The 24,576-nt window shown below is 70.3% G+C and carries 17 protein-coding genes and 2 pseudogenes; 5 read left to right on the plus strand and 14 right to left on the minus strand.

Going from position 1 to position 24,576, the window contains the following annotated elements; all coding sequences use genetic code 11:
* Nucleotides 1-52 precede the first annotated feature (52 nt).
* The 6 genes and pseudogenes from OHA21_RS52230 to OHA21_RS52255 form a co-directional block, all read right to left on the minus strand.
* Nucleotides 53-1,693 carry an RICIN domain-containing protein gene (locus tag OHA21_RS52230; protein ID WP_328468616.1) on the minus strand — a complete coding sequence of 547 codons (1,641 nt, stop codon included), beginning with the start codon at nucleotides 1,691-1,693 and terminating at the stop codon, nucleotides 53-55.
* A gap of 153 nt (nucleotides 1,694-1,846) precedes the next feature.
* Complete coding sequence (locus tag OHA21_RS52235; protein ID WP_328468618.1) at nucleotides 1,847-3,016, minus strand: zinc-dependent alcohol dehydrogenase; 1,170 nt, start codon at nucleotides 3,014-3,016, stop codon at nucleotides 1,847-1,849.
* Nucleotides 3,013-3,435 carry a hypothetical protein gene (locus OHA21_RS52240; protein ID WP_328468620.1) on the minus strand — a complete coding sequence of 141 codons (423 nt, stop codon included), beginning with the start codon at nucleotides 3,433-3,435 and terminating at the stop codon, nucleotides 3,013-3,015. Before OHA21_RS52240 ends, OHA21_RS52235 begins: the two co-directional genes overlap by 4 nt.
* A gap of 102 nt (nucleotides 3,436-3,537) precedes the next feature.
* Nucleotides 3,538-5,868, minus strand: a complete 2,331-nt coding sequence (locus OHA21_RS52245; protein WP_328479073.1) for a glycoside hydrolase family 9 protein — start codon at nucleotides 5,866-5,868, stop codon at nucleotides 3,538-3,540.
* Nucleotides 5,869-6,105: 237 nt separating this feature from the next.
* A pseudogene (locus tag OHA21_RS52250) lies at nucleotides 6,106-7,356 on the minus strand (methyl-accepting chemotaxis protein); the annotation flags it as partial.
* 64 nt (nucleotides 7,357-7,420) lie between these two features.
* Nucleotides 7,421-9,094: an asparagine synthase-related protein gene (locus OHA21_RS52255; protein WP_328468622.1), complete on the minus strand. Its 1,674-nt coding sequence runs from the start codon at nucleotides 9,092-9,094 to the stop codon at nucleotides 7,421-7,423.
* Between the two features lie 180 nt (nucleotides 9,095-9,274).
* Between OHA21_RS52255 and OHA21_RS52260 the strand changes: the two genes are divergently transcribed.
* On the plus strand, nucleotides 9,275-10,909 hold the full coding sequence (locus OHA21_RS52260) for a methyl-accepting chemotaxis protein (protein WP_328468624.1): 1,635 nt from the start codon (nucleotides 9,275-9,277) through the stop codon (nucleotides 10,907-10,909).
* Nucleotides 10,910-10,958: 49 nt separating this feature from the next.
* On the opposite strand, the gene OHA21_RS52265 is transcribed toward OHA21_RS52260, so the two are convergent.
* Nucleotides 10,959-13,976 (minus strand): glycosyl hydrolase, encoded by a 3,018-nt coding sequence (locus tag OHA21_RS52265; protein ID WP_328468626.1) that lies wholly within the window; start codon nucleotides 13,974-13,976, stop codon nucleotides 10,959-10,961.
* A gap of 170 nt (nucleotides 13,977-14,146) precedes the next feature.
* On the opposite strand from OHA21_RS52265, the pseudogene OHA21_RS52270 reads away from it, so the two are divergent.
* From OHA21_RS52270 to OHA21_RS52280, 3 genes and pseudogenes are all read left to right on the plus strand, one after another.
* Nucleotides 14,147-15,121, plus strand: a pseudogene (locus OHA21_RS52270) (AraC family transcriptional regulator ligand-binding domain-containing protein); the annotation flags it as partial.
* A 73-nt stretch (nucleotides 15,122-15,194) separates the two neighbouring features.
* The gene (locus tag OHA21_RS52275) at nucleotides 15,195-16,661 is read left to right on the plus strand and encodes a flavin-containing monooxygenase (RefSeq protein WP_328468628.1); all 1,467 of its coding nucleotides are present in this window, start codon (nucleotides 15,195-15,197) and stop codon (nucleotides 16,659-16,661) included.
* Complete coding sequence (locus tag OHA21_RS52280; protein WP_328468630.1) at nucleotides 16,658-17,824, plus strand: zinc-binding dehydrogenase; 1,167 nt, start codon at nucleotides 16,658-16,660, stop codon at nucleotides 17,822-17,824. The genes OHA21_RS52275 and OHA21_RS52280 overlap by 4 nt, the downstream gene beginning before the upstream one ends.
* Here the strand turns inward: OHA21_RS52280 and OHA21_RS52285 are convergent.
* The 6 genes from OHA21_RS52285 to OHA21_RS52310 form a co-directional block, all read right to left on the minus strand.
* Nucleotides 17,790-18,269: a nucleoside deaminase gene (locus OHA21_RS52285; RefSeq protein ID WP_328468632.1), complete on the minus strand. Its 480-nt coding sequence runs from the start codon at nucleotides 18,267-18,269 to the stop codon at nucleotides 17,790-17,792. The genes OHA21_RS52280 and OHA21_RS52285 overlap by 35 nt on opposite strands.
* Nucleotides 18,266-18,613, minus strand: coding sequence for an STAS domain-containing protein (locus OHA21_RS52290; RefSeq protein ID WP_328468634.1), 348 nt, complete (start codon nucleotides 18,611-18,613; stop codon nucleotides 18,266-18,268). The genes OHA21_RS52285 and OHA21_RS52290 overlap by 4 nt, the downstream gene beginning before the upstream one ends.
* 51 nt (nucleotides 18,614-18,664) lie before the next feature.
* A complete protein-coding gene (locus tag OHA21_RS52295) occupies nucleotides 18,665-19,468 on the minus strand; it encodes a polysaccharide deacetylase family protein (RefSeq protein WP_328468636.1) in 804 nt (267 codons plus the stop codon).
* Between the two features lie 102 nt (nucleotides 19,469-19,570).
* Nucleotides 19,571-20,767: an acyltransferase family protein gene (locus OHA21_RS52300; protein ID WP_328468638.1), complete on the minus strand. Its 1,197-nt coding sequence runs from the start codon at nucleotides 20,765-20,767 to the stop codon at nucleotides 19,571-19,573.
* 393 nt (nucleotides 20,768-21,160) lie between these two features.
* Nucleotides 21,161-22,261: a cellulose binding domain-containing protein gene (locus OHA21_RS52305; protein WP_328468640.1), complete on the minus strand. Its 1,101-nt coding sequence runs from the start codon at nucleotides 22,259-22,261 to the stop codon at nucleotides 21,161-21,163.
* 31 nt (nucleotides 22,262-22,292) lie between these two features.
* The gene (locus tag OHA21_RS52310) at nucleotides 22,293-23,243 is read right to left on the minus strand and encodes an SDR family oxidoreductase (RefSeq protein WP_328468642.1); all 951 of its coding nucleotides are present in this window, start codon (nucleotides 23,241-23,243) and stop codon (nucleotides 22,293-22,295) included.
* 164 nt (nucleotides 23,244-23,407) lie between these two features.
* Between OHA21_RS52310 and OHA21_RS52315 the strand changes: the two genes are divergently transcribed.
* Nucleotides 23,408-24,268 carry a helix-turn-helix transcriptional regulator gene (locus OHA21_RS52315; protein ID WP_328468644.1) on the plus strand — a complete coding sequence of 287 codons (861 nt, stop codon included), beginning with the start codon at nucleotides 23,408-23,410 and terminating at the stop codon, nucleotides 24,266-24,268.
* On the opposite strand, the gene OHA21_RS52320 is transcribed toward OHA21_RS52315, so the two are convergent.
* Nucleotides 24,232-24,510 carry a hypothetical protein gene (locus tag OHA21_RS52320; RefSeq protein ID WP_328468646.1) on the minus strand — a complete coding sequence of 93 codons (279 nt, stop codon included), beginning with the start codon at nucleotides 24,508-24,510 and terminating at the stop codon, nucleotides 24,232-24,234. The two genes, OHA21_RS52315 and OHA21_RS52320, sit on opposite strands and share 37 nt — an antisense overlap.
* Between the last annotated feature and the right edge of the window lie 66 nt (nucleotides 24,511-24,576).

Raw genomic sequence — 24,576 nt, forward strand, 5'->3', positions numbered from 1 at the left:
AACGGCTGTGCCGGGACGCGGGCGCCCCGGCACAGCTCGATCAACTAGGAGATCAACACCAGGTCAGGGTGGAATTCGTACGGGTGACGTTGCTGATGGTGTTGTTGGAGCCGGTGCACGGGCTCCACGTGATGTTGGTGTTGGAGACCGTCAGGTTCTGGAAGCGGATCCCGGACGACGGCGGGAACTCGGTGCGGGCCGCGATGCGCACCTCGCCGCCGCCGCTGATGGTGCCGGAGACGCCGGCCAGCAAGCCGTTGTAGCAGTTCTCCAGCAGGACCGAGTTGTTGCCGGTGTTGGCGATGTCGACCCGGTCGATGGTGAAGCCGCCGCTCTCCGAGACGCAGAAGATGCCGCGGCCGCCGCCGCGGGCCTTGACCGTGCCGACCTTGATGTTGTTCGGGTAGGAGCTGCCGACCCGGCCGTTGCGGTTGGCCATCCGGAACGCGGCGTAACCGGTGCCTGCGCCGGCGTTCTCCGCGTCGACGGTGCCGACCGTGGCGTTGATCGTCTGGTTCAGCAGCAGGCCGGACTCGCCGACGCTGCGCGCGGTCACGGTGCCGATCGTGATGCCGTCGACGCCGTAGGTCTCCACCGCGTGGGAGCTGGCGCCCTGGACGTACACATTGTCGATCTTGACGTTGCGGGTCCACTGGCTGGTGTCGCCGCGGTTGTCGATGCGCACGCCGAGGCCGGCGCTGAGCCGCATGTCGATCTGGCCGAGCCAGACGTTGGTGACGTTGCGCATGAAGATGCCGTAGATCGGCGCGCCGGTGACGTTCAGGTACGGGATCTCGATGTTGCTGACCCCGCGCGCGTAGATCGGGGCGTAGTCGCCGCTGCCCGAACCGGTCACGTTGATCGTGCCGCAGACCGACAGCGACGTGTAGTTGGCCAGCGAGATCCGGCTGCCGGCGGTCATGCTGCCGTTGCCGCGGACCACGACCCGCTGCATCGACGTACGCCCGGCGGTCAGGCTGCCGATGCCGGCCTGCACGGCCGCGCGGAAGTCGCTGCCGCTGTAGACGCTGGCGCCGGAGGCGTTACGGGCGGTCCAGGTGCTGCCGCTGACGGTCACCTCGGACTGGAACGTGCCGCTGCCGCAGCCGCTGCCCGTGCCGCCGCCTCCGCCGGTGCCGGTGCCGACCTGGATCATCTGCCAGCGCTGGTTGGCGCCGTCGGCGTCGGCGAACTGGGAGATGATCGCGCCGTCGGCGGTGGACCACTCCCACAGGTCGAGGGCCTTGCCGCTGTGCCGGTTGATGAACCGCACGTCACCGCTGGCGGAGTCCTTGAGGGTGAACTGCTGGCGGGTGGTGCCGTTGTCGGCGTTCTGCACCAGCTGGGTGCCGTCGTTGGTGTTCGGCAGCTCGAGGAACAGGCCGCTGTGCCGGCTGCGGATCTTGTACCACCCGCTGCCGGCGTCGACGAACTGCCACTGCTGCCAGTTGCCGTCGTTGCGGGTGAACTGGGCGATGCCGGACCCGGCGGTGGTCGCCAGGTTGTAGACGTCCATCGCCTTGCCGCTGTGCCGGTTGACGAAGACGTACCAGGCGTTGGTGTTGACCGTCGCGGCGTTGGCCTGCTGCAGGCCGACCACCGCGCCGACGCCGGCCAGTGCGGTCACGACGACGCCGATGAGGGCGGGCCGCCAGCGCCGGCGGGGTGGGGATGAGGACTTGGACGAAGTCATCGGGGGATCCTTCTCCAATGGGCTGTGAGCGATAACATCAGTGGCAACCGTGGGGGAAAGCGCTTGCCACGGTTGCCACTATATCGACGTTGCTCGATGGATGTGCACGTACTCACCCATGGAGTGGTTCCAGATCGCGAAAAGGTTGCCCCGCTACGGGAGGAAAACCGCGCGGACGCAGTCGTCCTCCTTCTCCTTGAAGATGCGGTAGCCCTCCGGACCCCGGTCCAACGGCAGGACATGCGTGGCGAGATGCTCGGTCACCAGGTCACCCTTGGCCATCCGGTCCAGCAGCATCGGGATGTACCGCTGACCGTGCATCTGCGCGCCGCGTACCGTGAGGCCCTTGTTCATCAGCGCACCCAGCGGGAACTTGTCCACGAACCCGGCGTAGACCCCCAGAACGAACACCGAGCCGCCCTTGCGGCAGGCGTGGATCGCCTCCCGCACGGCGATCGGCCGGTCGGTCTGCAGCCGCAGCTGCTGCTTGATCTGGTCGTAGCCGAAGTGCGCGCCGGGGGAGTGGGCCTCCATGCCGACCGCTTCGATGCACACGTCCGGCCCCCGGCCGCCGCTGAGTTCGCGCAGCTCACCGGAGATGTCGGTCTGCTCGTAGTTCAGCGTCTCGGCCCCGGCGTGCCGGCGCACCTGCTGCAGCCGGTTCTCCAGGCGGTCGATGACGATCACCCGGTCGGCGCCGAGCAGCACCGCCGCCCGCGCCGCCATCTGACCGACTGCGCCGGCGCCCCACACCGCGACCACGTCACCCGGCTTCACGCCGCCCAGGTCGGCGCCCATCCAGCCGGTGGCCGCCGAATCGGAGGCGAACAGGGCCCGCTCGTCGGAGACGGAGTCCGGCACGGTGAACGCGCCCACGTCCGCGAACGGCACCCGGATGTACTCGGCGTGACTGCCCGCGTTGCCACCCATCGCGTGCGAGTAGCCGAAGCAGCCGCCCGGGGCGTGGCCCCACATCGTCTCGGTGATCGCCGGGTTCGTGTTGCCGTTGTCGCAGAGCGAGTACAGCTTCTGGTCGCAGTACCAGCAGGAGCCGCAGGAGATGAACGACGACACCACCACCCGGTCGCCGACCCGGTGCCGGCGCACGTCCGGGCCGACCTCGACCACCTCGCCGAGGAACTCGTGCCCCAGCACGTCGCCCTTCTCCATGAACGGGATGTAACCGCCGATCAGATGCAGGTCCGAACCGCACGTCACGGTTCGGGTCACCTTCACGATGATGTCGCCGGGATTGCGCAGCTCCGGGTCCGGAACCGTGCCGACCGACAGTTTGTTGACGCCCTGCCACTGCAGCGCCTTCACAGCAGACCTCCCTCGCGGCCGTGCCGGGTAGCCGTCTGCAGCGGCCGGTTGAGCAGCGTCGGCGTGGTGGTTGCCGGGCCGGACGGCAACAGCACGTCGCCGGCCTCCAGCAGCGAGCGGGTCTCGCGCAGCGCCCGGCGTACCTCACCGTCGGTCACTGTGGAACCCTCCGGGATGCGGACCGCGATCTCGGTGCCGCGATCCGCCGGCGCGGCCCGTAGCGTGATCTCCACGCCGTCCGCGATCTCGGTCAGCGAGCCGGGCAGCTGCTGCGACTCCAGGTCGGACAGCTTGCGGTACACCGTCACCACGTGGGTGCGGCGGGAGGCCGCCGGCGTGCGGCGGCGCCGGACAGCCACCGCTGCCGCGCCGGCCGCCAACGGTGCGACGATCAAAAGAGCCTTTCCGGTACGACCCATGGCGTGCTCCCCTTCAGTCGGATCGGGGTTCACATACCGCGGTGAATGCCGGATAAACGACGATCGGGGGCGGCATGTCGCCGCCCCCGATCGTCGGTCACGTCAGACGGTGCAGGCCGTGCCGTTCAAGGTGAACGACGCCGGCGCCGGGTTCGCGCCGGTGTGGGTGCCGTTGAAACCGAAGCTCACCGTGCCACCCGCGGGCAGGCTGCCGTTCCACGAGGCGTTCGTGGCGGTCACCTGCGTGCCGGACTGGGTGACCGTGGCCGACCAGCCCTGCGTCACCTGCTGCCCGGCGGTCCAGGGCCAGGTCAGCGTCCAGTTGCTGATCGCGGCCGGTCCGTTGGTGATCGTCACGGTCCCGGTGAAGCCGGTGGACCAGCTGTTCGTGGTGTAGGCGACCCGGCAGCCGGTAGCCGGCGACTGGGACGGCGACACCGAAGGCGACACCGAAGGCGACGCTGAAGGCGATGGTGAAACAGACGCCGACGGTGAGGGGGAGACCGATACCGAGGGGGACGGCGACGGCTGGGTGCCGTCCGGCTCCGCGCCCCACACCAGCGTCGAGCCGTCGTACAGCGTCACCCCGGTGTTCGGGCCGGCCGCCGCCTGGTAGGACGGGTCGTTGGCCGGGTTCCACGTGCCGCCCTCGGCCACCCCGATCTTGAGCTGCACCTCCATCCGGTGCGCCGACTGGCCGGCCGGCGCGATCGTGTACCCGGCGCAGTCCACCTCGACGTACCAGACGTTGCCGGAGTGCTGCTTCGCCGCGGTCGGTCCGGGGCAGCCCTGCGTGTACGGCGAGCTGACCTGCAGCGCCGAACTGTCGTCGCGGGTGAAGTAGTACCGGAACTTGCCGGCGGTCAACGCCTTCGCCGGGAACGCCGACTTGTTGTAGACGATCACCTTCACGCCGGTCGAGCGGGTCTCGTTCTGCATGACCGTGGTCTCGACTGACAGTTCAGGAATATCCGGCGGCGAAGCGACCGGGAAGCCGGCCAGGGGAGCGCCGCCGAACTCGCCGTACAGCCGCGCCACGGCCGAGGTGAACCCGGCGTTGTAGTCGGTCGCCACCTCGTTCATCACGTAGTCGCCGCGGCTGTCGGTGTACTTGTCGTCCGGCGAGGACGGTCCGCCGACCAGCGCACCGTACAGAACATGGCGGGTCTGCTCCGGCACCTGCTGGCTGTCCCACCAGGAGCCGTGCGCCGTACGGTGATGGGGGTTCTTCGGCGAGTTGGCGCCGAACCCGATCACGTAGCTGGAGCTGCGCGGGTTGTCACCGAGCGCATAGTTGATCTGCCGGACCGCGAAGTCGTGGTAGCGCTGCTTGCGGGTCGCGTCGCTGAGGTGGTCGCTGTGCACCAGCGCGACGAACGCGGTGTTGGACGCGTAGCGCAACGCGCCCCACGAGTCGACGACCACCATCCCGCCCGGCGAGGTGCGCACCTTCTCGCCGTTGACACCGACGGTGAACCAGTCGAGCCACCGGTTCGCGTCGTCGAGATACTTCTGCTTGCCGGTCAGCTGGGCCAGCAGCACGTAGTTCCCGTACTGCTTGTTGTCCCAGGAGATCGTCCACTTGTACATCTTGGTGCTGGTCTGGTTCTCGTTGCCCTGCGCGTCGTAACCGGCCTCGGCCTTCGCCAGGTAGGACGCGTCGCCGGTGGCCCGGTGCAGCCAGATCGCGCCCCAGACCAGCTCGTCCGCGTACCCACTCCACGAGCGGTAGAACGAGGTCACGTCGGTGATGCACTCGTGGTAGTTCTTCCGGACCGTGTCGGCGAACGTGTACAGCTGCTTCGCGTGGGTGAGCAGCTTGTCGGCGTACGCCGCATCGGTCGGCCGGAACACCAGCGAGCTGGCAGCCATCGCGGCCGCGGTTTCCGCCGCCAGCTCGCTGCCACCACAGCTCGCATCGATTTTGTACGCCGGACGTGCCATCGGCATCACCTCGGCCGGACCCCACCACTTGTGGTCGTCGTCGCCCTTGCCGACCTGCCCGTACAGCACGTTCGCGCTGGGGTGCGCCTTGATGAAGTAGTCGTTCGGCACCCGCAGGTTGTTCAGCAGGTGGGTCAGCTGGCCGGAGCTCGCGTACGCCGCCCGGTTCTCCACCGCGCCCCAGGCCAGCATCGTGGTGGTGAACGCCATCGGCAGCCCGAACTTCACATGGTCCCCGGCGTCGAACCAGCCGCCGGTCAGGTCCAGGCCGACGTCGGCGCCGTCGGTCATGGCCGAGTCGCCGCGCCAGGACACCCGGTTCCAGGCCGGCTTCTTGCCGGCCACCTGGGCCTCGTAGAACAGCAGTGACTTCTGCAGGGCTTCGCCGTAGCTGTAGGGCGGCGCCGCCGCCGCATCCGATGGCGAGGCCACCCAGAGCAGCCCCACGCCGAGCGCGGCAGCCGCCAGAACGCTGCCCAGTTTCTTCATCATGTGCCCCGGTCCCACGTCGAGGGATAGTGACCGCCATCGTTTCATGGGAGCGCTCCCATTACAACGGCATGTCAAACCTGTTGCACGAGTCGTTCCAACGACCGCGGGGCCGCTGTGTTCACAGCGGCCCCGTGATCCCGGCGTGCCGGAGGTGGTGGCCGTCTGCTCCTCGACCGCCGAGGCGATCGTGGTCTGGTAGTCGTTGACCCGGGCGACGATCTCGGTGACCCGGCTGATCGCCTCGCTCGTGGCGGTCGCGCTGAGCTGGATGTCGTGGACGCGCCGGCTGATGTCCTCGGTCGCCCGGGCGGTCTCCTGGGCCAGTTCCTTGACCTCGCTGGCCACCACGGCGAAGCCCTTGCCGGACTCCCCGGCGCGGGCCGCCTCGATGGTGGCGTTCAGAGCCAGCAGGTTCGTCTGCTCGGCGATCGAGGTGATGAACTTGACGACGTTGGAGATCTCCGCCGAGGACTGGCCGAGCGCCGTGACGGTCCGGCTGGCCTCGTCGGCGACCCGCACTGCTTCGGCGCCGGCCTGGCTCGCGTCCGACGTGCTGGCGGCGATCTCCCGGATCGAAGCGCCCATCTCGTCCGCCCCGGCGGCGACGGTGATCAGGGCAGTGCTCATCGCCGCCGTGGAGCCGGCCACGCTGCCGACCTCGCGTGAAGTCTGCTCGGCCGAGCCGGCGATGTGGCGGGTACCGGTGGACAGTTCCTCACTGGCCGCGGCGAGCGAGTTGGCCTGGTCGCCGATCTGCGCGATGATGCCCGCCAGCTTCGCGACGAACCGGTTGAACGTCGCGCCAAGGGTGCCGAACTCGTCGCGCCGCGACTCGTCGACCCGCTGTGTCAGGTCGCCCTCGCCGTCGGCGATCTCGGCCAGCCGCCCGGTCAGCGCGGCCAGCGGGCGCAGGATGCTGCGGGCCAGCAGCCAGGCCAGGAGCACCACCAGCAGGGCGGCCAGGCCGACACCGGTGATGACGGCGGTCCGCGAGGTGTCGGCGGTCTCCTCGGTCGAGGCGGCCCGTACCGTGAGCAGGCTGGACTCCTCCTCGGCCATCTCGGTCAGCACGGCACGGATCTGGTCCATGACCGCCTTGCCCTTGTCGGTCAGCACCACGTCACGCGCGGCGGCGAACCCGTCGGCACGGCGCAGTTCGATCGTTTCATCGAGTTCGTCGAACTTGGCCTGCACCAGCGGTCGCAACTCGGCGATGCGCTGCTGCTGCGCGGGGTTGTCGGCGGTAAGCGACGCGACGTCGTCGATCATTCCGGTCACCGCCTCGGACGCGGCGGTGTACGGCGCGAGGTACTCGTCCTTGCCGGTGATCAGATAGCCGCGCTGACCGGTCTCCGCGTCCTTGAGTGCCCCGGTGATCTGCTCCAGGCCCTCGAGCACCTCATAGGTGTGGACGACCTGACCGCTGTTGGTCTCCAGGGTGTCGGTGTTGCGGTACGCCAGCGCCCCCACGACGCAGAGCACCACCAGGGGTGCGGCGAACGCGGCAACCAGTCGCGTGGTGACGCGGTGCAGGAGCGCATTTACGACTTCACGGCGTTGCGGAGAGGAGCGGTACGTCCGGTGTGACTCGTGCGGCGTACGCCGAGCGCCACATCGCGAGCATGGTGACCGCCTGCAGCATGGCCAGCAGACCGGACTGCGACCGCAGTCGCTCGTCGGCCGGGTTCGCCAGCGCGGCGCGCATCTTCGGGCCGATCATGCGGCGTACCGCGTCATCGTTGCCGATCGTGTCAGCCATCCAGCTCACGGCCTGCGGGCTGGCCTGCCGCCGGTAGCCGAAGGGCTGCCTGGGCCGCGGGTCGTTGGTCGAGGGCAGCTGTCCTACCTCCGGGCCCACCGCCACGTCGAGCAACTCACGGTAGTAGGCGCCGCCCATCTTGCGGTGTGCCGGCACCCGCAGCGCCGCCATCAGGACCCGCGGGTCGGCGAAGGGCAGATGCACGTCGCACTCCGGGGCGAAGAGCAGCATCGGCGAGATCGCCACGCCGCGCATCGTGCGGCTCAGCAGGACACTCAGGGTCGCCGCCGCCGGGTGCCCGTCGAGGTGTCCGGTGACCTCGTCGAACGACTCGCGGCTCAGTTGTTCCAGCCGGGCCGCGGCCTCGGGGGCGAACATGCCGGGCAGGCTCACCCGGCCCCGGGACAACGAATCCCAGAGCCGGCTGCGCAGCACGGCGGGTGTGCGGCTGTCCAGGATCTCCGGCGTCACGAACAGGCTCTTCAGGAGAACGTCACCGGCCAGCCCGTCGACGAGTGGCCCGCGTACCCGGTGCAGGCGGTGGGCCAGCGGCATCAGCCAGGTGTGCATCGACGCCTGGTACTGCACCCGCCGGCCGGCCTGCCGGACGTCCTGCAGCCACGCCTGTTCTCCGGGCACGACCGTCCGGTGCCGCATGCGCAGGGCCCGCGCGACCGGTCCGGCCAGTTCGAGGTCGTGATCGCGGCCGTCGTCCGGGCTGGTGGTCCAGGCCCGGGTCCGCTGGCCGGACCGGGCGAGCAGCCCGGCCAGAAGCCGGGAGTCCCAGCCGCCGCTGAGCGTGCTGTGCACCGAGCCGAGCCACGGCGCCGCGGGCATCCGGTCCGTCAGCAGCGCCGCCATGTCGGACGGGCTGAACCGCTCCGGCGCCTGCGCCTCGAGATAGCACGGCTCGAACGACCGCCGCTCGAGCCCGCCGGTCGTCGCCTCCCAGGCCGTGGCGGCCCGCATGCGCCGGACCTCGGCGAACGGGGTCGCCTCCCCGAGGGGATAGCCGAGGCAGATGATGCTCGCCCAGGCCTGCTCGTCGGGATGCAGCAGCGCGTCGTCCAGCTGCAGCAGTGGCTCGATGCGGACCGAGAAGTAGACGGCCGCGCCCAGCCGTCGCACGTAGATCTCCTGCATCCCGAGGGCGCACGTGTGCAGCGTCGCCGACTCGGGGGACAGGATCACCCCGGCCGCGAGCCGGTCCTGGGCGGCGTCCCGCCACGAGGACGGAGCCGGTCCGGAAGCGTTGGCGGCCCAGAAGTATCCCTTCTCGTCGCCGCGGTGCCACTGCTCCAGCTCTCCTGACGCCCACAGCCGGAGACGGTCGGTGTGCACGAGTTCCCGCAGCCCGCCCGGGGAATCCCGGAGCAGCCGGGACGATGCGGCCGGATCCGCTGGTCCGAGGACGCCGCAGACGTACGGCCGGGAACGGAACGCGGGCTCACCAGCAGAGGTCACCGCGCGACTATATGGCCTTATGTCCGATTATGCGAGTACGGGAAGCGCTGCGGGCCTGTACTGGTCGGGTGCATTTCGGTGTGGTGATCTCCAAACTCGTCAGCCGGGCGCCGCGGCTCACGAAATACCCTTCGACGCGGCCTGAATTCGTCGGAGGCTGCCATTTCGGGGGGTTGTCTGATGGAGTCGATGTCGCGGGGGGCGCCCGGAGACCGGCGCGGTGTGATCGGGTGGCTGAACGACCTGCGGGTCAGTACCAAGATCCTGATGGCCGTGCTGGTGGTCGCCCTGATCGGCACCGGTGTGTCGTCGTTCGCGGTGGTCGAGATGGCGAAGATCAACCACAGCACCGACGTCGTCTACAACGGCAGCCTGCAGTTGGAGACGATCGCCAAGATGCGCAACGCCTTCAACCGGGCCCGGATCAATTCGCTCAACCACTTCCTGTCCGACGACGCTGACGTGAAGGCGGCGGCGGAGAAGTCCCTCACCGCCGACCTCAAGGAGATCGAGGAGGCCGAGACCGCGTACAAGGCCTTCGAGCTCGGGCCGATCCGGGTGGCTGCTCTGGCCGACTTCGACGAGGCCTGGGGGCAGTACGTCGCGGTGCTCGACGACAAGCTGCTGCCGCTGAGCCGGGACGGCGAGGACGCCCGGATCGCGACCGTGCGCGAGACCGAGATCGACCCGCTGGTGGCCCGGGCCCGGGAGGCCATGGACGCGCTCTCCCAGCAGACCATCGTGAAGGCGCACGAGCAGCAGACGGCGGCGGAGAGCGCCTACTCCACCGCTCGCAACCTGGTCATCTCGCTGATCATCGCCGGTCTGGCGATCGGCGCGCTCGCCGCGACCGGCATCGCCCGGCTGATCACCAAGCCGCTGGCGCACTGCGTGAAGGTTCTGATCTCGATCCGCGACGGGGACCTGACCGCCCGTACCGGGCTGAAGACCAAGGACGAGGTCGGCGTGCTGGCACAGGCCCTGGACACCTCCACCGAGGCGGTCGCCGGCATGGTGCGCCAGGTCGCCGAGAACGCCCACCACGTCGCCGCGGCCTCCGAGGAGCTGTCGTCGGTGTCGGTGCAGATGTCCTCGGCTGCCGAGGAGACCTCCGCGCAGGCCGGCACCGTGTCCAGCGCCGCCGGGATGGTGTCGCAGAGCGTGCAGACCGTCGCCGCGGGCGCCGACGAGATGGGCGTGGCGATCCGGGAGATCGCGACCAGCGCCACCCAGGCCGCCTCGGTCTCGGCGCAGGCCGCGCAGAACGCGCAGCGGACCAACGAGATCGTCGCGAAGCTCGGCCAGTCGTCCCACGAGATCACCAGCGTGGTCCAGACGATCACCACGATCGCGGAGCAGACGAACCTGCTCGCGCTCAACGCCACCATCGAGGCGGCCCGCGCCGGCGAGATGGGCAAGGGCTTCGCCGTGGTCGCGTCCGAGGTGAAGGACCTCGCGCAGGAGACCGCCCGGGCCACCGACGACATCACCCGCCGGATCGGCGCCATCCAGCAGGACACCGAGAGCGCGGTCCTGGCGATCGGTGAGATCACCGAGGTGACCGCGCGGATCAACGACTACGCCGCCACCATCGCCGCCGCGGTGGAGGAGGAGCAGACGGCCACCACCAACGAGATGAGCCGCAGCGTCGGCGAGGCCTCCGCCAGCGCCGCCGACATCGCCGGCAACATCGCGGGTGTGGCCGAGGCCGCCGACGCCGCCGCGACCGGCGCGACCGAGACCCAGACGACCGCCCAGGAACTGGCCCGGATGGCGGAGGAGCTGCACCAGACGATCTCCGTCTACCGGGTGTGAACGAAAACGGCCGGGAGCAGTCGCTCCCGGCCGTTTCGCGGTTCTGTACTTACAGCGGCAGCCACAGCGAGAGCACGTTGGGCGGCTCCCAGCCGGTGATCGACGTGTGCGCCTGGCGGCACTGGTAGCGCGCCCCGTTGTAGGTCACGACCGTGCCGACGGTGTACGCCGTGTTGACAGCCCATGCCGTGCCGGCCGGCGGGGTGGTGGTGGGCGGGGCGGTCGTGGTGCCGCACGCGCCGTACACCTTGAACTCGAAGAGCGAGTAGCCGTACGCCGTGCCGCGTGCGGTGCCGTTCATCCGGACGTAGCGGGCGTTGCCCGACAGCGTCAGGGTGTCGGTCCCGCCGTCGCCGGCGGTCACGGTGGCGGCGGTGGTCCAGGTGGTGCCGTTCGTCGAGGTCTGGATGGTGTACGCCCGACCGAACGCGGCCTCCCAGGTCAACTCCGCCCGGGTCAGCGCCTGGGTGGAGCCGAGGTCGACCTGCAGCCACTGCGGGTCGGCGAAGGCGCTCGACCAGCGGGTGGCCGCGTTGCCGTCGACCGCATTGCTCGCCGGGTAGTCGACGCCCTCGTTGGAGGACGCGGTGGCCGGCCGGCCCTGGGAGAGCAGCGGACCGGTGGTGCACCCCGGCGTCGACGGGGAGGGTGACGGCGACGACGGCGACGGCGAGGGCGAAGGCGGCGGGCTGACCACTCCGCCGCCGTTGGCGTTGCCGCCGCTCCAGGTGAGACCGCCGGTGGTGGCGGTCTTGCCCGGCGCGACGCTGAGGTTCCGGCCGTCGGAGAAGGTCACGCTCAGGGTGCTGTTGGTGATGTTCGAGGCGACGTACGTCCTGACGCCGTTCTTGGTGAACACCTTGGCGAGCGGGTGGTTCGCCGTGACCGTCTTGTCGATCGTGCCCAGCGCCGCGAGGTTGCGGATCCAGTGGAACGTGTGCGCCTTGCTCTCGCCCTCCTCGGACGTGTAGTTGCCGCCGCTGGCCCGGAACTTCGACAGCGCTGAGTCACCGTCGCCGAGGGCGAGGAACTGCCAGTGCATGTCGCGCCACTGCTGCGGTTCACCGCCGTTGTTGCGGACCAGTTCGGCATACGTGTTGCGCACCGACGCCGGGTAGTCGCCCAGGTAGAGCTGGCCGCCGGTCATCGGCAGCATGTTGATGCCGACGACCAGGGCGTGCTCGCCGCTGAACCAAGTGGCGTACGCGCCGCCCGAACCCCACACGATGGCCGCGTAGTTGTGTCCCCACTGCGACGGGAAGTTCTCGCCGGTGACGTCGAACCAGTACTCGTTGATCGCCGCGGCCTGGGTGGTGTGCAGCCAGATGCCGGCGTCGCGCACAGTGGTGTTGCCGGTGGCCTGGCCCCACTGGATGAGGGCGTTGGAGAAGTTCTGGCCCTCCGACGACGACTCCTGGTTGTTGCCCGCGCCGAACGCGCCGTGCCCGGACGCCCAGTCGTGGCCGGCGTAGATGTCGAAGTCACGCAGGTACGGGAACCGGGTGTCGTTGCGGTCGTAGTTGTTGGCGTCGCGGATCAGCAGGTCGACCATGCCGCCGTACTGGCTGCTCGACGCCCAGGACGGGTCGAACTTGGCGAGCGTCGCGGCCGCTGCCACGTAGTAGCCGTAGTGGAAGTGGTGGTCGTTGAGGTCCTCGTCGGAGGCGTACGACGCGGGGTAGCCGATGAGCGTGCCCCAGTTCTTGTCGTAGTAGAAGACCCGTGAGGTCTTGCCGGCCGAGGCGGTGAACCAGTCGGTGATCCGGGTCTTGATGACGCTGAGCGCCTTGTCCCGCACCGCCGTCAGATTCAGCTGGTCGGCGATCTCCGCGATCCGGGCGGCCCGGCCGAGGCCCTTGCCGGTCCAGTACGTGTCGTCACCGCGGAAGTCGGCCGGGTTGTTCAGCTCGGCGTTGAGGTAGTTGGTGATCGTCGTCAGGTCGGCGCCGCTGTTGTCGGCGACCGCGGGGATCTCCGGCAGCACCCCGGTGTACTTCATCGAGGTCTGGAACTGCGTCCCGGTGACGATCTTCATCCGGCCGCGCGGGGAGACGTAGGTCTGCGCCGCCGGGGTCGATCCGGTGAGGTAGCGCCACTGGTGCGGGTAGAGCGCGATGACCGTACCCGTGCCGTTACCTTCCCGGGCTGTGGTGGTGAAGCCGTAGGTCGTGCTGACCGTGCCCGTCGCCTGGTTGTAGGAGTACGAGACCCGGGTGCCGGTGACGTGGTTGTGCGCGTACTGGTTCCAGGCGTCGGCGATGGCGACCTTGTCCGCGGTGCTGTTGGCCGTGGTGGTCGGCAGGACGGCGACGGTGAAGTAGCCCTTGCCGGCGAGGGTGGAACGGTAGGTGTTGCCGCTCGCGCTCCAGGTCGCCCCGGCCGGCGCCCACGCCACGTAGTCCTGCCCGGCGATCGAGAAGCCGAGCCGGTTGCCGCTGTTGGACCAGGTGGTCGGCGGACCGGTCACGGAGAGCAGCGCGTCGCCGCCGGTGGCCTGGAAGTAGGTGAGCGGCAGGCCGTGGCCGATGGTGGCCTTCAGCGTGCGGGCGCCGTCGCTCCAGGAAGGAGTGACCGTCCAGTCCGTCCAGTTGTCCACGAAAGCCTTCGGAGCGTTCAGCCCCGCGACCCCGGCGACCACCTTCTGCGCGTACGGGTAGTGGTACTCACCCAAGCCGGTGGGGCTGCCGCTGATCGCCGGCGTCTGCTCGTACGAGAACCCGAGGCCGCTCGCGACCGGCTTGTACGCCGCCGGGTGCCCGTAGAGCGGCTGCGAGAAGTTGCACTCGTCGCCCTTCTTGAACAGCAGCGACGACCACCAGTCGTTGGTCGGCACGGCGCCCTTGGGCGCGTTCGCGGTGACGTTCTCGCGCGGGTTGGTCGACACCGATCCGCAGCCCGTCGGCAGCTTGGCGCCGGCCGGGAGGGTCTCGGTGTAGCTGCCGGCGCCGATCGTGGCAGCGCTGGCGCTACCGGAGAACGCGACGGCCAGAATGCCCGAGCTGACCGCGACCACGGTGGTGGCGGCCAGACCGACCCATCGGGCGCGCCTGCGGCGGTTGGGATGCATGGACAAGAGCCTCCGGGGGATTCGGGGGATGCGTGAGAGCGCTCTCTCGATCGAGAGGCTAACTGTCACCTGCATGGCGGTCAATGTTTCCAAAGCATTAAAGGGCCAGGAACCAGCCGTGGTGAGCGGCCGCCGTTGACGTGCCGCGGCGCGATGCCGAGACTGCTGCCATGGCGACGATCCGTGCGGCGGGGATCCGCAGCTTCGCGCAGGTCGTCCACGGGCTCGGGGCGGACCCGTCCCCGTTCGTGCACGCCGCCGGCCTGGACGTCGCGGTCCTCGACCACGACGACGTCCCGATCGCCGACTGGCGGCTCGCCACCCTGCTCGAGCGGGCCGCCCGCGACCTGGACTGCGCGGATCTGGGGCTGCGGATGGCCGCCCGGCACGACCTGGACACCCTCGGCCCGCTCGCCGGCATGCTGGCCAACTCCGCGACCGGCGCCGACGCGCTCGCCGCCGCCGAACGCTATCTGGCCGTGCACGCCGACGCCCTGCACGTCGACCTCACCGGCGACCCGCTCGGCGAACCCGGTGTGGTCGCGCTGCGCTACCGCGGGAACCACACCGGCAAGCCGCCGGTGCAGGCCCTGGACGCCGGCATCGGGTTCCTGCACCGCGCGTTGTGCCTGCTGCTGGGCGACGACTACGGGCTGCTCGGCGTGCACCTGGCGTACCGGCCGGCTGCGAACCCCGGCTGTTACCACCGGCACTTCGGGGCGCCGGTCACCTTCGGCACGCCCGAGTCGCTGCTGCGCGTACCGGCCGGCCTGCTCGCCCGTCCGGTGGCGGGGGCACAGGAGACGCAGCGGGTGAAGGCCGAGGCTGTGCTGCGTACGCTGCTCCCCGAACCGGACCACGTGGTCGGCCGGATCCGGGCCGCCGTGGACGAGTCGCTGCCCGGCCCGGTCCCGATGGACGCCGTGGCGCATCGCCTGGTGATGCATCCGCGCACGCTGCAGCGGCGCCTCGCCGAGCACGGCACGACGTACGCCCACATCGTCGACAACGTGCGCCGCGACCGCGCGCGGCGCTACCTGACCGAGACCCGCCTGCCGTTCCACGACGTCTCCGCCCGGATCGGGTTCGCCGAACAGGCCACCTTCAGCCGCGCCTGCCACCGCTGGTGGGGTGTCCCGCCGCGCTGCGTACGGCGCCCGGCGCCGGATTGTCGGGCTGAGTCAAGTTTCCGGGAGATGACACGGGCACGATCACGCCATGACGGAGTCGCACATCGACGTGCTCATCATCGGCGCCGGGATCTCCGGCATCGACGTCGCCTACCGGATCGCCGAGCGCTGCCCGGAACTGAGCTACACGATCGCCGAGGCCCGCGACCGGCTCGGCGGCACGTGGGACCTGTTCCGCTATCCGGGCGTGCGGTCCGACTCGGACATCTACACGCTGGCGTTCCCGTTCCGGCCGTGGACCGGTGAGCAGTCGATCGTCGACGGCGGCGAGCTGCTCGCCTACGTCGAGGAGACCGCGCGGGTCTCCGGCATCGACAAGCACATCGAGTACGGCACGCGGATCGAGTCGGCGGACTGGTCCGGCGCCGACGCGCGATGGCACGTGCGGGCCCGGCGCGACGGCGAGGAGGTCGGCTACGTCGCCCGGTTCGTCGTGTTCGGCAGCGGCTACTACGACTACGAGAACCCGTACGACCCCGGGTTCACCGGCCTCGAGGACTTCGCCGGAACCGTCGTGCACCCGCAGTTCTGGCCCGAGCACCTCGATCACCGGGACAAGCGCGTGGTCGTCATCGGCTCCGGCGCGACCGCGGTCACCGTCGTGCCGGCCATGGCCGGCGACGCCGCGCACGTGACGATGCTGCAGCGTACGCCCAGCTACGTGCTCGCCCAGCCACGGTACGACGCGGTCGCGCGCCGCCTCAGCCGGTTCCTTTCGCCGGGTACGGTGCACCGGCTCACCCGGGCCAAGAACACCACCGTCCAGTGGGCGCTGGTGCAGGCGTGCCGCCGCTTCCCGGAGCAGATGCGGGCGCTGCTGCGCAAGGGCGCGGTCGCCGAGGTCGGTTCCGCCGAGATCGTCGACCGGCACTTCCGGCCGCCGTACCGGCCGTGGGAGCAGCGGCTGTGCATCGCACCCGACGGCGACCTCTACCGGGCCATCCGCGCCGGGGACGCCTCGGTCGTCACCGGGCACATCGACCGGTTCGTGCCCGAAGGTGTTCGCCTGCAGTCCGGCGAGGTGATCGAGGCGGACCTGGTGGTCACCGCGACCGGGCTGCGGCTCAAGCTGCTCGGCGGGGTCGCGCTCAGCGTCGACGGCCGCGCGGTGGACGTCGCGCAGGCCTGCGCCTATCACGGGACGATGCTCAGCGGGCTGCCCAACCTCGCGGTCTGCATCGGCTACATCAACCTGTCGTGGACCGTACGCGCGGACGTGACCGCCCGGTTCATCGCCCGGGTGCTGCGCCGACTACTCGACACCGGCAACGACAGCGTGGTGCCGGTCGCGCCGGACGACCTCGGGCCGACCGGGCCGTTCATGGACATGCAGTCCGGCTACCTGGCCCGCGCCGCTGACCAGATGCCGCGCACCACCCAGCGGTATCCGTGGGCGTTCCGGCAGAACGTCCTGCACGACACCTGGGCCACCAACCGGGCGAGACTCGACGAGGGTCTGCAGTGGAGCCGCGTACGTCAGGAGGCCCGCGCATGAAAGCCGTGATCGTCCACGACGGCGACCTCAAGGTCACCGACCTGCCGCTGCCGGAACCCGGGCCCGGCCAGGTGCGCCTGCGGGTGACCCGCGCCGGGATCTGCGGCTCCGACCTGCACGTCCGGCACGCCGCCGAGGCCAGCGCGGACGTCGCCGCCGAGGTCGGCTATCCGGACTTCATGCGGCGCTCGCACAGCGTGGTCATGGGACACGAGTTCACCGGCGTCGTCGACGCCTACGGGCCGGGCTGCCGCAGGAGGTGGAAGCCGGGCCAGGCGGTCGTCTCGCTGCCGCTCATCAAACACGGCGACGACATCCACATGATCGGCCTGTCCGAGCACGCGGGCGGCGCGTACGCCGAATTCATGCTGGTCGCGGAGGCCGCGACGATGCCGGTGCCGGCCGGGCTGGATCCCGACCTGGCGGCTCTCACCGAGCCGCTCGCGGTGGCCCACCATGCGGTACGCCGCGGCGCCGTCGCCAAGGGCGACGTCGCCGTGGTGATCGGCTGCGGGCCGATCGGGCTTGCGATCATCCTGATGCTCAAAGCAGCCGGGGTACGCCGGGTCGTGGCCAGCGACTTCACGGAGGCGCGCCGGGAGCTGGCCCGCGCCTGCGGCGCCGATGTGGTCGTCGACCCGGCTGCCGGGTCGCCGTGGGACGCGCTGGGGGAGGGCCACGGCCACGTCCGGACGGCGACCGCCCTGTACAGCGCCGGCATCGACGCGCTGAACGCGCTGCAGAAGGTGCCCGGCCTCCCGTGGTGGTCGGTGATGCGGGCCGGGGAGCGCTTCGGCGCCGGGCCGCGCGGCGCGGTCGTCTTCGAGTGCGTCGGGCTGCCCGGCGTGATCGAGGACATCGTGACGCACGCGCCGTTCCGGTCCCGCGTCGTGGTGGTCGGCGTCTGCATGGAGCCGGACACGTTCCGCCCGACGATGGCCAGCAACAAGGAGGTCGACCTGCGGTTCTCGTTCTGCTACGACCCGGCGGAGTTCCGCGAGACGCTGCACATGGTCGCGCGCGGGCGGATCGACCCGCGGCCGCTGCTGACCGGGGTGGTCGGGCTGGCGGGCGTGGCCGACGCGTTCGACCGGCTCGGCGAGGCCGGCCGGCACGCCAAGATCCTCGTCAATCCGGGAATCGACGGCGATGCAGGGCTTTGACCTCCGGCTCGAACTCCGGGACCGGGCCGTCGACGATCGCGCCGGGGACCACCGCGGTGATCGGCAGTGCAGCGACCGGGCCGGGCGGCACACCCCACTCGGCGAGCCAGGTGGTCAACTGGCTGCTGGACACCGCGTAGACGACGCGGCCGAGACCGACCCAGCCGTGGGCGGCGGCGCACATCGGGCAGTGCTCGCCGGAGGTGTAGACCGTGGCGGCCGCGCGTTCGGCCGTACCCAGATGGTTGGCTGCCCAGCGGGCGATCTCGAACTCGGGGTGCCGGGTCTCATCGCCGTCCTTGACCCGGTTGCGGTCCTCGAAGAGGACCGTGCCGTCGGCGGAGACCAGCACCGATCCGAACGGCTCGTCGCCGTCGTCGAGCGCCTCGCGGGCCAGGTCGACGCAGCGGCGCAGGTGCGCCCGGTCGGTCTCGGTGACCGTCACGGGGCCCCGGTCCCGCCGAAGAGGTGCTCCAGCCCGGCCACGGTGATCACCTGTTTGACTATGCCATGCGCCCCGACGAGCTGGAAGGCGATGCCGGCGCTCTCGGCGGCCAGGTAACTCTCGATCAGGGCGCTGAGCGCCTCGGAGTCGATGAACCGCACCTGATCCAGGTCGACGAGCAGCCGGGCGCACTCGCCGGCGGTGATGACTTCGAGCAGCGCGTCGCGCAGCTCCTCGCGGGAGTCGATGTCGAACTCGCCGGAGAGGCGCACCCGCGACGTCACCACGCCGTCGTCGTCAGCGCGCGCCGGATCCGCGGCGATGGCGAAGTAATCCTCAAGCACGGGTACTTGTCTACCAGCAAATATTGTCGGCGCCCGCAACAGGCGTCGGTTCTATACCGGCAGTAGCGGCCTCGCCACGGTGCCGATCAGCTCCGAGACGGTGACGAAACGGAAGCCGCGGGCCTTCAACCCGGCGAACATGGCGCCGAGCCGGCGCAACGCGACCAGGCGGTGCGCCTTGCCGATGTCGTGGGCCAGCACGATCGAGCCGGGCCGCACGTTGTCGACGATGTCGCGGACCTGCCCGTCCGGGTCGTCCTCGAAGTGGCGTTCCCGCATCTGATGCGACCAGAGCGCGATGTCGTAGCCGAAGGCGTTCGCGGCCAGCACGGTGGAACCGCCCAGATGCCCGTACGGCGGGCGCAGCAGCGTCGGCGTGCGGCCGAAGACGCGCTCGATCACCTCGTGGGTGCGGCCGAGCTCGCGTTCCACCCCGGAGCGGTCGAGCGTCGCCAGGTCGTCGTGGGACCACGAGTGGTTGCCGATCTCGTGGCGGCTCATCCGGTGGCGTACCAGATCGGCGTGCGCCTGAAGGTTCTCGCCGACCATGAAGAACGTGGCCGGCACCCGGGCCTGGTCCAGGGCGTCCAGCACCATCGGCGTCCACTGCGGGCCCGGCCCGTCGTCGAAGCTGAACGCCACCACCGGCTCGCTGGTGTCCGCGTAGTAGTGGATCGAGGTCGCGGGGGAGCGCAGCACCTCGGGCGCGTCGGCGGCGGCCGCGTAGCCGCCGCCGAGCGGCGGCCGGTCCCAGCCGAAGAGGCCGGGCGCCCCGCTCATGCCCATCGCGCCGCAGGCCACACCGCCTCCCGCCAGCAGCGCCTTGCGCATGACGGCGCGACGATCCAGTCCCATCCCACGTCCCCCGGTTGCGGCCTCAGAGCGCCGCTCACCGCGGCACCCTGCTCATCGGCCGCGCGCTGCCGTCACCTGGGGGACGTGGCGGGTGCATTTGGGTTAGGTACGGACCAGATGTTCCTGCGGCGGCGCCGGCGTGGGCCGCGACGACGACGGCGGCTGCTGCGGGACGGTGGCCTCGGTGCGATCCGAGTCCGGTGTCGGCGGCGCCAGCTTGGCCTTCAGGATCCGGGCCAGCGGCTTCTCCACCACCTTGTGCAGCAGGTAGGAGGCGATCAGCATGATCGCCACCACGATGCCCAGCACCAGCCAGCGCGGGCGCATGTCCTTCAGTTGGTAGATCAGCACCCAGCCGATCTTCTCGTGCAGCAGGTACAGCGGGTAGGTGAGCAGCCCGGCGGTGGTCAGCCAGCGCCAGTTGATCCGCTTGAACCAGCCCAGCGCGACACCGGCCATCAGCAGGTAGAACAGGGTGATCAGCGCGACGCCGACGCCCGAGCGGATCGGCTGGGGCAGCGTCTTGCTGACCCGCGCGACCATCTCGTACGTGTTGTGCTGGGCGATCAGCCAGGAGAAGCCGACCAGACCCCAGAACTTCAGGTCCGAGCCGAACTTGTGGATCAGGAAGAACGCGATGCCGCCGACGAAGAACGGCGCGTAGTCCGGCATGAAGATCGTGGTGAGGATCGGCATCTTCGCCCCGACCGAGTACACCGAGATGATCAGCCAGGCGTACCCGAAGACCATCACCCGGCGGGCGGTCAGACCCCACCACACCATGAACGCGAACAGCAGGTAGAACCGCGCCTCGGCCCAGAGCGTCCAGTAGACGCCGTCCACGTGCGGCGCGCCCAGCGGCTGATGCACCATGGTCAGGTTGACCAGGACGTCGCTCCAGTTGGCCTGCAGCGACCGGGGCGCCGACCAGATCGTGGTGACCACGGCGGTGATCAGCACGGCCGCCCAGTACGCCGGGAACAGCCGCACGATCCGCGACCGGCCGAACGCGCCGGTGCTGCGCCCCCACGCGCTCATGCAGATGACGAAGCCGCTGATCAGGAAGAACAGCTCGACGCCGAGCCAGCCGTAGGAGGTCAGCCCGCTGAGCTCGGGGAAGGCGTACGTCGCTGACGGCACGCCCCACGCGTCCTTGACGCCGGTGAAGGCGGTGTAGTGGTACAGCACCACCACGAGCGCGGCGATCAGGCGCAGACCGTCCAGGAAGGCCATCCGGCTCCCGGTCTGCGGACGGGGGATCCGCACCGTCGTCTCGCCGGGCGGCTTATTGATCGGCATGGCGGGAGAGAATACAGAGCCCGTGCGCGGGGCGGCGTCCTGCGTCATGGTCCTGTGATGTGTCCGTTTGTGGGGGACGGTGCAGAGGGGTCCGTGCAGCCGCTACTTGGTCGAAAACCGACATCGGCGCACATTACCACCGTCCCCGGCTGCCACGGTGATCCACAAGGTCGGGCGCGGGGTGAGGGCCGTCACGGCCGCCGCGGGATTGTTCGGCGGCGCCGGCCGGTTGACAACAAGTGCCGGTGTGGCCAGTGTCCCAGGGCCTCACCCATTGCCTTCGCGGAATACCGTTCGGCTGGAGCCGCGTCGCGCCACTCGCCGTTAGGCGACCCGCACACCGGCTCGGGGCAGCCCGGCGCCATCGGCGCCGGGCTGCTGTCGTTCCCGGCCTCAGCCGGCGGCGCAGGGCACGCCGTTCAGGGTGAACGCGGTCGGCGCCGGGGCGGCGGTCGTCCACGTGCCGAGCAGGCCGGCGGTGCGGACGGCGCCCGGTGCGAGCGAGCCGTTCCAGTGCGCGTTGCGCAGGGTGACCGCGGGCCCGTCCTGGGCGTACGTGGCGTTCCAAGCCGAGGTGATCTTCTGGTCGCCGTCGAAGGTGAAGCCGAGGGTCCACCCGTCCAGCGGGACCTTCCCGGTGTTGGTGATCGTCAGCGCCGCCACGAACCCGCGATCCCACTGGGAGGTGTTCTCGTAGGTCACCCGGCAGGCCGGCGGGGGCGGCGGCGGGCTGCTCGACGGCGGAGGGCTCGTCGGGCCCGTCGAGTTGACGGTCACCGTGTTCGAGGCGATCGACACGTTGCCGGCGGCGTCGCGGGCCCGGACGTAGAAGACGTTGCGGGTGGCGGTCAGCGCCGCGGTGTACGACGTGCCGCTCACCGTGGCGACCAGGCGCGAGCTGAACCAGCCGTCGTACCAGTACACGTTGTAGCCGGTCACGGCAGTGTTGTCGGTCGACGGCGACCAGCTGAGCGACGCCTCGGTCGCAGACTCGCCGGTGACGGTGAGCCCGGCCGGCGCCTGCGGCGGGACGGTGTCGGCGCCGCTGTCGGAGAGCGGGGTCACCACGGTCACCGGTGCGGACGAGAGCGAACTCTGCCCGCTGCTGTCGGTCGCGTGCACCCGGAAGGTGTACTGGGCCGCCGCCCGCAGCCCGGTCAGGGTGAACGTGGTCCCGCTGCCGGCCGGGGTGGCCCGGTAGATGTCGTCGAAGGCCTCGTTCCAGGTGATGTCGTAGCCGGTGACCGGGCAGCAGCCGGGCTGCGACGCCGTCCAGGTGAAGGTCACGGAGTTGGCCCGGACCGTGGTCGCGGTGAATCCGGTGGGCGCCGACGGGCGCTGCGCCGACGCGGACGGCGCGGGTGTGCTCGGCGCCGGCGCGGTGCTGCCGTGCGCATCGGTGACGGCGAGCAGACCGGCCAGGGTCAGGGCGGCCGCGCCGGTGACGACCGCCAGCAACCGTCTGCCGGGCGTTGCGGAAGGTGAAGTGGGCATGCCCCCAGCGTTCAAAAAGCATTCACTGCGGTCAATTGATTCCCACGGACAGTGAGGCGCCGGTCAGCTCCTCCGAGATCTCCCAGACGCGGCGGGCGTCGTCGTGGCTGCGAAGCCGGGAGTAGATCTCCTGCTCAGCCGGGGCGCCGGACAGATGCCCGAGCCCGCTGGGACCGTAGAGGCGGCCGCCCCGGGCATCCGGCGAGGTGGCGGCGAGCAGGGCCGGCAGCAGGGCCGTCTCGACCGTACCGAGCAGGATGCCCAGCCGGGACAGCACGCGGATGAGACGGACGCCGGCGGTGTCCTTCGCCCGGCCCACTTCGGGCCGCGCGGCCAGCAGATTCGTCGGAGCGACACCGGGATGCGCGAGGTTGCTGGTGATGCCCCAGCCACCGGCTCGGCTACGCCGATCCAGTTCCAGACCGAAAAGACCAAAAGCGATCTTCGATTGACTGTACGCGCGACGCCCGCTGTACGACCTTTCCCAGTTCAGGTCGTCCCAGTTGATGGCGTTCTCGTTGGCGGCGACGCTGATCTGCGACGTCACCCGCGCCCGTCCCGCTCGCAGCAGCGGCAGCAGCTCGGCGACCAGGGCGAAGTGTCCCAGGTGGTTGCTGCCGAACTGCAGCTCGAACCCGTCCGCGGTCCTCTGCCGGTCCGGCGGGGTCATCACCCCGGCGTTGTTGATCAGGATGTGGATCGGCCGGTTCTCCGCGCGCAGGGTCGCACCGAGCGCGGCGACCGAGGCCAGCGACGACAGGTCGAGGTGCCGCAGCGACAGCGTGGCCCCCGGATGCTGCTGCTTGATCCGCGCGATCGCCGCCTCGCCCTTGCGCTGGTTGCGGACGGGCATGACGACCTCGGCGCCGGCCGCGGCGAGACGGCCCGCCAGGCCCAGCCCGACCCCGTCGCTGGCTCCGGTGACGACGGCGATCTTCCCCGACAGATCGGGCACGGTGATGTCCGGTCGGCTGCGTGCCATGGCGTGGTCCCTCGTTTCGCTCGGTGGTGACTCCAGCGTGCGTTCCGTCCGCGAGGGCATCCACGGCCTCTCGATCCCAGGCTGCGACCGTAGAGGGGGATCGACGATCCGAGGCTACGAACCGGCGCCGGTGATAGAACGAAGCAGACCCGGGAGGAAACCAGATGATCGATCGAGCGGGGCTCGCCGAGTTCCTGCGCCGCCGGCGGGAGTCGCTCCAGCCGGAGGACGTCGGCCTCCCGCGCGGGCAGCGGCGCCGAACCTCGGGCCTGCGCCGCGAAGAGGTCGCCACGCTCTGCTTCATCTCCGCCGACTACTACAGCCGGCTGGAACGCGAACGCGGATCGCACCCCTCCGAGCAGATGATCGCCTCGATCGCACAGGGCCTGCACCTGTCCCTCGACGAACGCGACCACCTGTTCCGCCTCGCCGGCCACCACCCGCCGTCGCGCGGCTCGACCAGCGAACACATCAGCCCCGGCCTGCTGCGCATCCTCGACCGGCTCGCGGACACCCCCGCCGAGGTCGTCACCGAGCTCGGCGAGACGCTGCGCCAGACCCCGCTGGGTGTCGCCCTGACCGGCGACCTCACCCGGCACACCGGCCCGGCCCGCAGCATCGGCTACCGCTGGTTCACCGACCCGGCCACCCGAGCCCAGTACCACCCGGACGACCACGCCCTGCACTCCCGCGTCTTCGCCTCCGGCCTGCGCGAGACCGTTACGCGCCGCGGCCCCGACTCGTGGGCGGCCCACCTGCAACAGCTGCTGTACGCCCGCAGCGAGGAGTTCCGCCGGGTCTGGGACGACCATGAGATCGGCGTCCGCTTCAACGAGACCAAACGCTTCCTCCACCCGGCGCTCGGCCTGCTGGAGCTGACCTGCCAGACCCTGCTCGACCCGGCCCAGTCCCACGCGCTCCTCGTCTACACCGCCGTCCCCGGCACCGAGAGCCACGAGAAGCTCCAGCTCCTCTCGGTCCTCGGCCCTCAGCCGGTCACCCTCGACGGTGCCGCCGGCGTGTAGGCGCCGGGTTGCCGCCGGTCGGCGCGACCGGCCACCCGGCTCAACGTCACGACCGTGATCGCCGAGAAGATCGCCAGAGCCACGAAGGCGAAGATCAGCAGGCTCACCAGCAGCCCGTCCGAAGGATGGAAACTGTTGCCGAGCGCTGGGAACACCATGGCGGAGAAGGCCGCGAGCACGCCTGACAGCTGCGAGTGCAACGTGGCCACTTCCGCCGTGTTGAACGGCACGGGGTCCTCCATCGCGGACACTCTAGGGCGATCGCCGCGAAATGAGCGTTCCGTGAGCATTCCAGGTGATGTCAGCAT

This window comes from Actinoplanes sp. NBC_00393, assembly GCF_036053395.1.
Lineage (GTDB): Bacteria > Actinomycetota > Actinomycetes > Mycobacteriales > Micromonosporaceae > Actinoplanes.